The sequence below is a fragment of the Sulfurospirillum oryzae genome (assembly GCF_025770725.1).
In the GTDB taxonomy this organism is placed as follows: Bacteria; Campylobacterota; Campylobacteria; order Campylobacterales; family Sulfurospirillaceae; genus Sulfurospirillum; species Sulfurospirillum oryzae.
Map to the genome: position 1 here is coordinate 704,268 of NZ_JANZKZ010000002.1, position 13,996 is coordinate 718,263.

Sequence of the window (13,996 nt, forward strand, 5' to 3'; positions counted from 1 at the left end):
ACATCTAACATCAACCTCATCATCCGTAAAATCTTCGATGACTACGATGAAAAAAACGGTGCGCAACAAAAGACTGACTACACCCAAAGAGCTAAGAAGATAGTCCAGACTTGGACACAAAGCATGGCAAAAGAGGGGCTTACCACAAAGCTTATTTGTGAACTGCACCGCTTAGTATGTGAAGATGAGTGGATACCTATCAATGACCCAAAAGGTGGCATCGCAGGATTTGCTAAAGCTGGGGAGTATAGAACAACGCCTTCGTCAGCACCTTCTGAACTAAAAAAAGATGCGCGTAGGCTTTTCATTCCACCAAATGATATAGTTTTAAAGATGGAACAATTGGTAGCTACGATGAATAATATTTTGGCTACAAAACTACCTAAAGATACTATGGTTGAAAATATCTTAGCCTTTCTGGTTGAACTTTCTACGATACATCCATTTCCAAATCAAAACTGGCGTGTTATTTTGTCGCTGGTAGAGCTTTTAGCATATCAAACCAAGTTGGAACCATTTTGCATTTCATATATAAATAAAGTCAATCCAAAGCTTTTGATTCGTTCAGTAGAAGAAACTATTTTATACCAAACGGTTCAACCGCTTCTTACGATTATCAGTAGATACAAAAATGAGCAACATATTAGTATCGATGATAATGAAGGCATTGGAAGCTTTTTTGGATATACGAAGCGCCAAAACCCAGATGAAATCCTGCATAAGACAATACATTCACTTTTCCCACCACTTCAAAATAAAAGAGTGTTAGATGCGGGATGTGGAAGTGGTACTTACACAAAATACTTTATAGAAAATGGTGCATCTGTTGTCGGTATAGATGCAAGTAATCTTGCTATCAGTAGGGCAAAACAGACTATTACAGGAGAAGTGTCATTTTTACTAGGCAATTTGGAACAGCCTTTAAGTTATCTTAAAAATGAAAGTTTTGACTTTATTTTTTCAAATCTCGTCATCCATTATGTTCTAGATTGGGATAGACTATTTCGAGATTTTTTCCGTATTTTAAAATTCGGTAGCAGTGCAATCATTGTAGTGCCACATCCAAATCGAAATGTTGTAAATGATTATTTCGCTGTAGAAAAAGTCTCTGAAGTTTTTTATACAGAAACAGCAAACATAAATATAGAGTACTACAGAAGACCGTTCCAAATGATGTTAAATCCGATGACCCAAGCTGGGTTTCAGATAAAAAATACTATCGAATTTAACCAAGAAGCTAATGAACAAACGAGTGTTTTATTTTTCATTACAAAAAATGCAGCGTTGACAACAGCAAAAACACACATGGAACATACTTTAGATATAGCAAAATACGCTTTTAATACTGGAGATTTTCCAGTTGGAGGCAATTGTATCAATACAACGCAAACTATCGATGAAGCTTCTATAACCCTCATCATCCGCAAAATCTTCGATGACTACGATGAAAAAAACGGTGTCCAACAAAAGACTGACTACACCCAAAGAGCCCAAAATATAGTCCAAGCATGGACGCAAAGCATGGCAAAAGAGGGGCTTACCACACAGCTTATCTGTGAACTACACCGCTTAGTATGTAATGATGAAGCCATCGCCATTCGTGACGAACAAGGCAATATCCTTGGTTATACAGATGCCGGTGCATACCGAACACATCCTTCATCGAGAAAATCAGAATTGCGAGTAGGTGCGAGAAGGCTCTTTTTACCTCCAGAAGTCATTGCCTCAAAACTGGAACAGTTAGTGTCTATTATGAACACTGTTTTAGCCACCAAACTTTCACAAGAACAAATGATTGAAAATGTACTCTCATTTGCCGTAGAGTTTTCAACCATTCACCCCTTTGCCAACCAAAATGGGCGTATGATGCAGTTGCTTATGGAACTTATAGCATATCAGGCTGAATTAAAACCGTTTTATGTATCACGAGTCAATAAGCTCAATTCATACCGATTAACCCGTGCAATTGAAGAAACTATCCTTTATCAAACTGTTGAGCCATTGCGAACATTACTAAACCAATATAGCAAAGTACCGACGGTTGAAAATAGTATCGATACCTTAGTAAAGTCAAATACAACCAATGAGTATTGGACTCACGAAACATTGTATGCAACACTCTACAAAAGCTTATTCCCAAAATATGAAGAATTACTGATAGGCGCTGTTGGGAAAAAAGAGTTTGAGCAGTTTATCGCAAGTTTGACCTCATTTGTTTTTGATAAATATGCGTCATCGACAGAATTGACGTTAGCGTATTTTCAAAAACTCCACACTTTTTTTTATGCAAAAGATTTTAAGATTATCGTTCATAGAGAGGGGAAATGCTATGAAACTTTGGCAGGAGAGTGGAGAAAACAACCTTTTTTACCACAAATACAAACCCATTTTACATCAGAACATACAAACATAGAAAATGATTTGAAATCTTTTACAGATGCCTATAATGCTCTTGATAAAAAAACTATTTTTGATGTTTTAAACTACTATTTTGACTTTTTACGCGTTCATCCATTCTCAGACAGCAATCTGACGGTAATTTCACTTATCGTAGATATTGAATGTTTAAGGTTAGGATTTGAGCCTCTCAACATACTGAAAATTCGCTTTAAAAATAAAGCATACCAATATGACATTGTCAATTATTATGAAAAAAATGCCAACGATGAAGCACGACTAGAAAAAGCCTATCGGTTAATTGTAGATTATCATAAAGCATCTATAGGCGATACATTAACATGCCATATATGTGTTGATGACAGTCCAAGTATTGGAAATTACTTTGCACATTCACAAAGTGTGTCATCAAATGTGATACTACAAGATACAGAATTTGGTTTACTTTTACCAACATTAAAAGATAAAAAAATACTAGATGCTGGTTGTGGAATTGGTACTTATGCAAAGTATTTTGTAGAGAATGGGGCAACCGTCATTGGCATAGATGCTAGTCAAGTAGCTATTGATAAAGCAAAGCAAATGTCCCTTGAACAAGCAACATTCATGGTAGGTGACCTCGAAAAACCTTTAGACTCTTTCGACAATGAAAGCTTTGATTTTATATTTTCATACTTAGTAATTCACTATATTGAAGATTGGGATAGGCTTTTTAAAGATTTTTTTCGTATGTTAAAAGTTGGCGGTTCCATTCTCATTGCCGTATCTCATCCTAGTAAAAATGTAGTAAGTGATTATTTTTCAGTAGAAAAAACAACAGAAACATTTTATAGAAATGGACAAACTATATCTATTGAATATTATAGAAGACCTCTACAAAATATGCTCAATACAATGATTAATGCAGGATTCCAATTAGATAAAACAATTGAATTTAAGCATAAAGTAGTAGATAGATTTTATATTGCTTTTCGGCTATATAAACACACCTCAGGATTACCATCCGATACAACAATGGAACAAGCCTTAGGCATGGCAAAACAAGCTTTTGATGCTGGGGATTTTCCTGTGGGAAGTGTGATGGTTTCACACGGAGAAGTTATCTCAAAAGCACGAAATGAGATATTTACAAAAAACAACTACCACCACGCAGAAATCAATCTCATCGCAAAAAGCCTAAGCTATCAAAATGTAGAACATAAAGTCGTCTATGTAACCCTTGAGCCTTGTTGGCGTTGTGCTCAAGCACTGGTTGATTTTGGAGTGAAAGAGGTGTTTTATATACTTGAAGACCCACTTGGCGGTGGCGCTGAAACACTCAAAAAGAGCAATGTCAAAATGACAAAGCTAGGTGAGTACGAGAAAAAATATACTGAACTACTCTTAGCGTATTTTACTAACAACCCACAATTACCACAACACATAGCGCAGTATAAAGCCTTATATGAACATGTAAAAAACAATATCAGCAAGGAAAAACCTGATGTCTGAAGATAACTACATCAAAAAAATCAAATGTGATATTGCTGATAAAAAAGCACAGTTAGCAGGGCTGGAGGAGTTGCTAGATGAGGAGAACATCAGCGACAGTGATAGATATTCAAGAACACAAGAGATAAGACGACTGGGAGTTGAAATCCAAAATCTTGAAGTGCAGTTGCAAAAAATGATAAGAAAAACAATCAATACAAAAGGAGTAAAAATGGATGTGACGACTTCGGCTACAAGTAGCCTTATCAACAAGGTTGTTTTATGGACAACACAAAAACTTATCAAGTTTTTGTTGCGTAACAAAGTGCAAGATTCTGGGAATCTGAACTTAGGAAAAGTAAGTGAGCAAGGTGTTGTTGAAAACTTTCTTTTAACATGCACTAGAGATAATTTGAAAGTTGGAGATTTGCAAGGGTATTTCAGAAATTATGCCTTGGAAAATATCCCAGCGGATTATTTGTTTCCTACTAAGGAAAATGAGGGAGCTAAAAAATTTATTATAAATAGTACTCGAATTTCAACTTTTTTTACATTTACAGATGGTGAAAATATTTTGTTATTTGACAGAGTGAATGCCAACATACAAAATGTTATCAATAACCATTTTGATTGTTTTGGTTCAGTTGATTTTGAAAATAGCTCACTCTCAAAAAAAATTATTAACTACAGCTTTTTCAACACAAATATTGAAAAAATTGATTATATTCCTGGATTTGCATTTGAAGATAATCTAAACACATCCGATGGTGTTTATCCTTTTCAAACGGTCATTATGTTTGGTTTTGTATTTTATATTTCAAAAGAAGACCTTAATTTGGCAGTGACTAATGGTAGTAATGTATTCCTAAAAAACGTAGATACCATAAATACAGAAAATACAACATCAAAAGCAAAACTTGCGATTGAGTTTCTTCGAGCAAAAAGGAAATGTTCAAATGACTCACAGACTCTCTAAATTCACTCTTTCCATTGTTGCATCTGCCGTTATAGCTTCATCGGCGTTTGCAGTTGATCCTGCTATTACGAATTTCTCGTATACGTATGATCAAGCTACTGGGAAATTAGCTATTACCAATGGAGGACATACAAAGTTTATTTCTGGGTTAAGTGGAAATACCGTAGAAGTCTCTGTTGCCCCAGATGGTTCAAAAGTGTATATTACAGATTATGATTCTGGAACATTATATACGCTAAATACTATCACCAATACAGTGACAACCCTCGGCTCAATCACGACAAGTACAGCTACAGTATTGACTGCAACAAGCCCAAATCTCATTACAGGTACATTAAATATTGCAAGTGCTGCTGATATGACAACACAAGGATTCACTAGTTCAGTCAATTTTGGTGGAGGAACACTTAAAGCAACGGGAAGTTTTACATTATCAACCCCTGTTTATCTTAGTGATGCATACAACTTCACGTATGATGATAGTTCTATTTTTACTTTCACCACTGTAGCAGGTGGCACAGTCGATACCAATGGCCACGATGTCGAGTTTAGCGGTGTCATCTCAGGTGTGGGAGGTCTGACCAAAGAGGGTTTAGGGACATTGACACTCAGCAATACCAACACCTACACAGGAGCTACCACCATCAACGCAGGAACACTTGCTGTAACAGGCGATACACACACCTCGGCATTTGCGGTCAACAACGGTGGTACCCTAGCAGGTAGCGGAACAGTCGGTACAACAAATGTTGCGAGTGGTGGTACACTTTACCCAACTGGAACATCAGCGTTACATGTAAACGGAAATCTCACCTTTGCCAATGGCAGTACTTATAAACTAGATGCCTATGCGAACGGCACTTCAGGCAGTGTGGTTTCAAGTGGCACCACAACCATCAACGGTGGTACAGTCAATGTCGTAGCCGATGCAGCTGGTACATGGAACGCCTCAACCCTTTATACCATCCTCACCGCTAGTTCTGTGACAGGAACCTTTAGCAGTGTCACCGATAACCTAGCCTTTTTAACCCCAAGCCTTAGTTACGATGGAACGCATACTTACTTAACACTGACCAAAGACACCAGTGCCTCATACAGTAGCGCCGTCTCTGGTCTAGCTGTACCAGTAGCGACAGTACTAGACAATGTAAGCTCTCCCAATAGCTCAATGCAAAGCATGCAAGCACGCATCGATGGCATGAGTGCATCTCAAGCACAAAACACCTTTACGGCACTACGAGGCGATAGCCTCTCTTCTTTAGTCTCTTCTTCTCAAGCCAGTCAAATACTTTTTAACAACGTCATTAGCGCACGACTGGGAGCTTTAAGTGACTTTAGAGCCGACATCGGTGTTGCAGGACTGCGCTTTGCCGATGCTTCGGGTGATGACACGCTTCTTGCAAGGGTTTTGGCGGAAGAAGGAGCACTCACCGACAAAGGCTTTGTCGACCCATATGCATATGACTATACGGTGTGGGCAAAAGCATTAGGTGGTAGACTTAACAGTTCAAGCGATAGCGCTAAAAATATCTCTTCTTCACATACGAACACCTATGGTGCTCAAATCGGTGTTGATAAACGAGATGACGACATGGTCTATGGTCTCTCTTTAGGTTCTATGCGCAGTAAATTTAAAACAGATGACAGCGCACTTAACTCGTTGAGCAAAAGTACAGCACTAGGACTTTATGGCTCAAAATACTTTGGAAACTTTAGAATCGATGCAAGTGCAACGTATGCGTTCATCGACACTGACAGTGACAGAGCAACACTCTTTGGAACAGCTGAATCAGACTATAATGCAAAAGCAGCAGGTATGTGGATGAGTGGTGCTTACACGTACAAATACGACCAAACACTGAGCATCGAACCGTATGTAGAGATGCGCTATGACCACTACAGACAAGATGCTTACGCTGAAAGTGGTGCTAGTGGTGCCAACCTAAATGTGGATAGCTTAAGCACAGGACTTTACGGCGCAGGAGTGGGCGTAAAAGTGACCCAAAGTTTCGATGAGAAGAAAGGAGCATTTGACGTGAGTGTCGGTGTCGTAAAAGAGTGGGGAGACCTCAATACGCCTCTTACCATGAAGTTTGCTAACGCCCCAACAGCAGGAAGTTGGAGCAGTACCGCACTTGATCGTGACGATGTTGTCTATAAAGCAAGCACAGGGTTTACCTATAAAGTGCAAAAACTCACAGAAATCTTCGCAACCATCGAAGGACAAGCCAGAGAAAATGAAACATCGTTTAATGGCACATTTGGAGCAAGAAAGAAGTTTTAATCACCGTATAAAGCGAAAGAAGGATAGCATCCTTCTTTCGCTTTTTGGTTACTCATAATCCTATAACTCACATTTCTATCAGTAGTTCCGCAATATCTCTTGATGCCATTCTTAAAGTAGTATCGGCAATACTCATGTATCTCTCTTCTTACTCAAATTTATTCCAAATGCGGTTAAATCAAAATAAATCAATATATCTTGATATGAAAATATCATTGTGCTATACTGCTTAAAAAATTAAGATGTGAGAATCCCTATGGATAATTTTTTAAAAACTGTTGGCGCACTCAATGATGAAACCCGTGTACAAATTCTTCGCTTCATCCATCAAAAAGGCGAAGTGTGTGTTTGTGAGGTCGAAGATGCTTTTTCGATGATTCAGTCGCGCATTTCAAGACATCTTAAAATCCTCAAAGATGCAGGATTTTTACGTGTTGACCGTCGTGGGAAATGGGCGTATTATGCCATCCGTTCACCGCTCGATCGTTTTAGGCTTGAATGTTTAGAGGAAATCAGCTACCTAGAGATGCCAATGCCCTCATCGGCATGCGCGTGCAAGGATGCAAAATGATTCTCGCTTTTTCACTTTTTCTTGTCACCCTTCTGTGCGTCATCATTCAGCCTCGAGGGCTCCAAATAGGCACTTCAGCGATTATCGGAGCGGGTATTGCCCTCCTCTTAGGCGTGGTAAGCTTTGCGGATGTTTTGGTCGTTACAAGCATCGTGTGGGACGCAACACTTGCTTTCATTGGTATTATTATTCTCTCGCTTGTTCTTGATGAAATAGGCTTTTTTGAATGGTGTGCAATTTGGATGGCAAAGTTTTCAAAAGGCAATGGGCATTTAATGTTTGTCTATTCACTCCTTTTAGGGGCTATTATCTCCGCTTTCTTTGCCAATGACGGTGCGGTGCTCATTCTAACGCCTATTTTGCTGGCTAAAATGCGCATCTTAAAACTTGAGCCTAAAACCATTGTGGCGTTTTTACTTGCAGGCGGATTTATTTCAGATTCTGCTTCGCTTCCCTTTGTATTTTCAAATCTCACTAACATCGTCACAGCCAACTACTTTCACATTGGTTTTACCAAATACCTAAGCACCATGTTTACCCCTTATGTCGTCAGTACATTCGTTTCAATCACTGTTTTATGGCTCTTCTTACGCAAAGATATTCCTTTACATGTAAACGTGGAACTCTTAAAAGATCCCGACGAAGTTTTAAAAAGTAAACCACTTTTTTACCTCGCATGGGTTTTTATCGCAGCTCTTATGGGAAGCTACTTTGTGGGTGAACAGTACCACATCCCCATTAGCTTTATTGCTTTAGGCGGCGCACTTCTTTTTCTTGCCATTGCAACTTACTTTAAAGCTGCCAAGCCGTGGCTTACTATCAAAACCGCTCCGTGGCAAGTGGTGTGGTTTAGCATTGGTCTTTACATCGTCGTTTACGGGCTTAAAAATGCGGGACTTACGACCTATCTGAGCCACATTTTAAATGCCCTTAATGCCCAAGGCAATACCATCGCCATTGTAGGAACAGGTTTTATTGCCGCTATTTTAAGCGCGGTGATGAACAATATGCCCAGCGTCATGATTATGGATATAGCCCTACATGACATTCCAAACTCAGCCCTAGCCTATGCCAATATCATCGGGTGTAACTTGGGGCCTAAAATGACACCTTTTGGCTCACTTGCAACCCTTTTATGGCTTCATGTTATGGCGAAAAAAGGTGTAAAAATAAGCTTTTGGGAGTACTCAAAATTTGGACTACTCGTCACACCACCGATCCTTCTTGTTGTGCTTCTAAGCCTTGTTTAGTCTTTACATGTAAAAAGGAAAAATGATGAAAATAACCATACGAAAAGCAACAGAAAATGAATACCGAGCTATCATTCACCTACTTGCATCAAACGCTCTCCCAACGGCTGATATTTATGAAAAAAATATCACTCTTTTTGTGGGGTTGATAGATGAAAAAATCATCGCAACCATCGGAATCGAAACGTATGGGGAAGTGGCGCTTTTGCGTTCATTGTGTGTCAAAGATGAACTTAAAAACCAAAAGCTTGGGGAAAAAATGCTCTCGTATCTTCTGAGCTTTTGTACTCATGAAAAAATCGAAACGCTTTATCTGCTGACCACAACAGCAGAACGCTATTTTGTGCGACATAGTTTTGAAAAAATTACACGTGAAGAGACGCCTCTTGCCATTCAACAAACACGTGAATTCCAAGACATCTGTCCTGCATCTGCGGTAGTCATGGCATGCAACATAACCTAAGCTTTGCATCTCATAACACTACCTCTTAGCTTCCTTTCTCCTTTGTAAACTTTTCTTTTAGCCTCACCTATCCTAACGCTTATTTTAATGGCATTTGACACCATTTGGAAACTATTTGGTCACTTTATGGCAATCAAATAGAGACTGTTTGGTGACTATTGTTTAGCTAGAATTTAATCATAATTAAAATGTTTTATTCAGCTATAAATTAGGATTTACTTTGCCATTTTTTCCCTATACACTGAACAACGCGACTATCACAAATGACTTCACCCCAAACTTTATAATGCGACAAAACCTTTCAATCAGAGGTATTTATCTATGAAAAAAATACTAATATTTATGCTTTTATGTTTTTGCTTTTCCATCCGTATTTTGGCTGGCTCAGAGAGCGAATGGAATGGTGGTGAAGGGAATGCCAATACTATTGCAATCAACAGCACAACAACAGGAACATTGGGCAATCAATGGGGATTGGATGTAGATTACTTCTCTTTTACTCCAACAACTGGTGCAACAACGACTTTTAGCGTCAGTTCCACTAATACAACACTCGAATTAATTAAAAATTGTGCCTCAGGCAATTCAACGATAGTTGCCACAGCCTATTCACCGGAGACAATCATCTATAATCTTACAGGTGGTATAAAGTATTGTCTAAAATTATCGTACCCAACGCAAGGAGCTGATATTCCCTATACACTAACGCTTTCTTCAAATCAAGCTCCCAGTGCAAATAACAAATTTTTTACGACAGCAAAAGATACACCTTTGTCGAAAAATCTTATGAGCGATGGAGGAACAGCAGACAGCGACCCCGATGGTGACACACTTAGCGCAACAAAAAAAACAAACCCTTTGCGAGGAACTGTGACACTAAATGCCAATGGAGCATTTACCTACACACCTATGACAGGATACACAGGAACAGATAATTTTACCTATACGATAAGTGATGGAAAAGGACATAGTGCAGATGCAACAGTCATCATCGAAGTTGCTAACAAGACGCCCCTTGCCAATGATAAAAGTTTTGGAACACCTAAAAATACGCCACTTTCAAAAAATGTTATGAATGATGGTGGGCTACTAGATAGTGACCCAGATGGTGACACCATCACTATAGCTAGCAGTACTTCCCCAGCTCATGGAACACTTAAAATATTTAACAATGGAAATTTTACATACACTCCCAACACAAACTACATAGGAGCTGATAGTTTTACCTATACGATTCAAGATATTACAAAATTAACAGCTACGGCTACTGTTCGCATTCAAGTTTATGATGCAGGCGATGAATTTGTACCCACAAGCAGTTCCAATAGTGTTCCAACGACATGTGGTGTATTTGAAGATGTTTTGCAAACACATAAACGCGATAGTCTTATAAATATTCTTAACAATGCTACCATTATAAGTGGCAATTGTACGCTGAACACTCCTAATATTACAGATTCTTATTGGCAAGGACTTACTTGTGGAAGTGGAAGAGCGAGTGCTTCAGGTGTAGAAAGTAGTGCTATGTCCATACAGTACGACAATCCACCCGATACCTCTACTGTAACACTCTCATCCAATACCTCAACGACTGATGTTACTGTCTCTAATAATTTAACATTAAGCGAGTCTTTCTATAGAAAAATTGAATTTACATGGACAAGCCCTCATATACCCCTTAGTGTTGATTTTCAAAATGTTCAAAAAATAAATGAAATTGTATTTACAACAGACAATACCGTTACATTTTCAACCCAACCACCTTACAATCTTGAGATAGGCAGTGTCGGTGGTAATGCGCATAGCGCATTACAGACTAAAACTGTACCCAAAAATATTAAAATTGGAAGTCTTTCTTTAGCAGCAGGTGCTACGGTTGATTTTGAGGCTGCACAGACCATTCAGATGAATACAGCATCATTTGCAAGAGATGATTCTAACATCAGCCTAAAAGCTCAGTATGTCAAGATAGGTTCTCTCACACAAAATGCTAGCGGTAATAGTGGTCGCTCTTATGTAACCATAATAGCGGATTATATTGATATTGGAACATTATCAACAGGCGAATTGGCAACTCTTATCATTAAACCCTACACACCAGGAAAACGCATCCTTTTTAGAACCAATTCTCTCTCTGTCTCTTCTACAAGTACAATGATTGTTTATTCTGGTAATTACTATACAAAAGCTTTTAATGTTCCTGGAACTTCTGATTCAAGTACGATTCGAGCAGCCGATGCCAATCAGCTTATTAACTTCTTTTTTGATGGAACTTTTGCACCAGGGAACAATCCTGGCATTAACAGCAATGGCAATAAAGGCAATTATGGCACCTTGCCTGCTTCAAACTTTGTTTTATTTATCAAAGGAGATTTTAACATAGGCAGTGGTGGTACAACGTTTAATGCTACCATTTATGTAGAAGGTTCTGCAAATCTTGGTACAGAAACATACATTAAAGGAGCACTCTCTGCAGGAGGGAATATTAACGTTGGCAATAATTCACAATTTGTCTATGACCAAACGATTAGTAGTTCAGGATGGGGGAATTGTACACAGATTCAAAATCCACCTCTTGTTCTAGGATCAGTCGATGCCATCGATAATTATGCCATGCGTGGATACACACCTGCACAAGGGCTGAGAACAAAAATAGCCAATAAAGATCATTATACGCTTGATGTTGTGTGGCTAGGGACTGGAACATCCCCTACGTCATACACCGGTACTAAACCTATGCCAGTACGTATCTCTTTATCGGATAACGCCTGCTCAACCGATGAAAATCTTGCACAAACAACAGGTTATGTTGAAGCAACCATCCAACCTGGCTCGAGCAATGTAACAACAACAGCTTTTCAAATCATTAGTCAAGCGAAAAAAATCGCAAAACTCCGCTTTCGATTTATCGATTGGAGTAACCTTCCAGGGGGAGATTACAGTCAATGTCTAAACTCTAGTAGTACCTTAGGCGCCTTGCAAGGTGTGCCTGCGTGTCTTAATGATAACAACAAGATCGTAGCGGCTTTTGGGCAAACGATTGCAACACAATGTGCGCAAGCATGCCAATCGTCAAGTTATAATGCAGGAAATTTACCAAGTGCCCCTTACGATAATGCACTAGGCTGTTTTATCTGCCTTGCCGATGCGCTCAATGGCGCAAAATGCTCCACAGACAACTTTGCTATTCGCCCTAATGATTTTAACAGCACCATTACAGCCAATCAACAATTTATAGCCGATAAAAATACATCGATTACATTTCGCGCTAATCAATACAATGGTATAGGTACAACAGACTATAACGAAACAGTAAATACTTCATTTAAAGTCGATGTCAACATTAGTGATAGCACTAAAACATGTGCTGCTCCTTCTATTGAGTTTACCCCTACAATTATTTTTGCAAATGGCACTACGGATATGATTGATGGAAACATTACTAAATACTCATTACCTAATGTTGGTGATTTTAATCTAACCATTCATGAAAAAATTGGTTCAGAATTTGCCCTCGTTGATGCCGATGACACACCTGATAATGAGCGTTACATCACACCTTACACACAACAGATCAAAGTTGTGCCTGAGCATTTTTTAATCGAAGGCAATTTTAGCAACGGCAGTCAAAACTTTACCTACCTCTCTAACTTTGAAAAATACCCAACGATAACCGATAGAAATATCTCTGCTCTACTCGATCTCAACATTACGGCACAAAGCGACCTCAACAACACCACATCCAACTACACATCACTGTGTTATGCCAAAGATGGCAACATAACCCTTAGCACTTCTACGATGGGAACAACGCTCATTGGGCTATCAAAATTACTCTGGTACGACGTCAACCATGATCTTAATGGAAGTGTTGCCCTTACCAACAAAACATCTTATACGATGAATCTTAACCATATACAATTTGATAGTACAGATACCAATGGGACTGCCCCTGTAAAATATCGCATCAATTTTGACCGCAATAGCACCAAAGTCGTTCAGCCTTTTCTCTTCCAAGTCACCGATATTAACACCTCAAATAGCGATGATCGAAATGGAACAAAAGCATTGACAAACCAGAGAGCGACGTACTACTATGGACGTGTTTACTCAACCGATTATGATGGTCCAAGAGAAGGTATTGCTACGACAATTCGTTATGAGGCTTATTGTGATAGTGCAACCCTAAATTGTAGTACTTTTGGCTTAACCACACAAAGCCCTCTCTCAATCAAATGGTACCACAACCCTTTACATGTAAACAGCGATGGCAATGTGACAAACTTCTCCTCCATAGGCACAGCGTTAATTAACAATGCCAATACAGCTATATCGGGAACGATTGCCAATGGATCTGAAACCAACACCCTTACCAATGCAACAGCACCCTATACGGATCGCATCCAGATGAGACCTACCTCTTGGTTGGTCTATAGCCCTTTTAACCAAAATGCAACCACCAATGACTTTAACGTTAAATTTACACAAACGGGAAATTGGGCGGGAGAAGGTAACCTTGGAAGAACAGTGGATGTGAATGCTTCAAGGCGGACAAGCAAAAGAATGGAATGGTAAAAGGCTTTAC

7 protein-coding genes are annotated in these 13,996 nt (G+C 39.0%); all 7 read left to right on the top strand.

Annotation, left to right across the window (positions count from 1 at the left end):
* Nucleotides 1-123 precede the first annotated feature (123 nt).
* Nucleotides 124-3,888 carry a methyltransferase domain-containing protein gene (locus tag N0B29_RS07965; RefSeq protein ID WP_263833171.1) on the top strand — a complete coding sequence of 1,255 codons (3,765 nt, stop codon included), beginning with the start codon at nucleotides 124-126 and terminating at the stop codon, nucleotides 3,886-3,888.
* Nucleotides 3,881-4,843, top strand: a complete 963-nt coding sequence (locus tag N0B29_RS07970) for a hypothetical protein (protein ID WP_263833172.1) — start codon at nucleotides 3,881-3,883, stop codon at nucleotides 4,841-4,843. The genes N0B29_RS07965 and N0B29_RS07970 overlap by 8 nt, the downstream gene beginning before the upstream one ends.
* A complete protein-coding gene (locus N0B29_RS07975; RefSeq protein ID WP_263833173.1) occupies nucleotides 4,824-7,127 on the top strand; it encodes an autotransporter family protein in 2,304 nt (767 codons plus the stop codon). The genes N0B29_RS07970 and N0B29_RS07975 overlap by 20 nt, the downstream gene beginning before the upstream one ends.
* Before the next feature lie 256 nt (nucleotides 7,128-7,383).
* The gene (locus N0B29_RS07980) at nucleotides 7,384-7,698 is read left to right on the top strand and encodes an ArsR/SmtB family transcription factor (protein ID WP_263833174.1); all 315 of its coding nucleotides are present in this window, start codon (nucleotides 7,384-7,386) and stop codon (nucleotides 7,696-7,698) included.
* Nucleotides 7,695-8,948 carry an arsenic transporter gene (locus tag N0B29_RS07985; RefSeq protein WP_263833175.1) on the top strand — a complete coding sequence of 418 codons (1,254 nt, stop codon included), beginning with the start codon at nucleotides 7,695-7,697 and terminating at the stop codon, nucleotides 8,946-8,948. The genes N0B29_RS07980 and N0B29_RS07985 overlap by 4 nt, the downstream gene beginning before the upstream one ends.
* A 25-nt stretch (nucleotides 8,949-8,973) precedes the next feature.
* Nucleotides 8,974-9,411: an arsenic resistance N-acetyltransferase ArsN2 gene (gene arsN2 / locus N0B29_RS07990; protein ID WP_263833176.1), complete on the top strand. Its 438-nt coding sequence runs from the start codon at nucleotides 8,974-8,976 to the stop codon at nucleotides 9,409-9,411.
* A 321-nt stretch (nucleotides 9,412-9,732) separates the two neighbouring features.
* The gene (locus tag N0B29_RS07995; RefSeq protein WP_263833177.1) at nucleotides 9,733-13,986 is read left to right on the top strand and encodes an Ig-like domain-containing protein; all 4,254 of its coding nucleotides are present in this window, start codon (nucleotides 9,733-9,735) and stop codon (nucleotides 13,984-13,986) included.
* The last annotated feature ends 10 nt before the right edge of the window (nucleotides 13,987-13,996 follow it).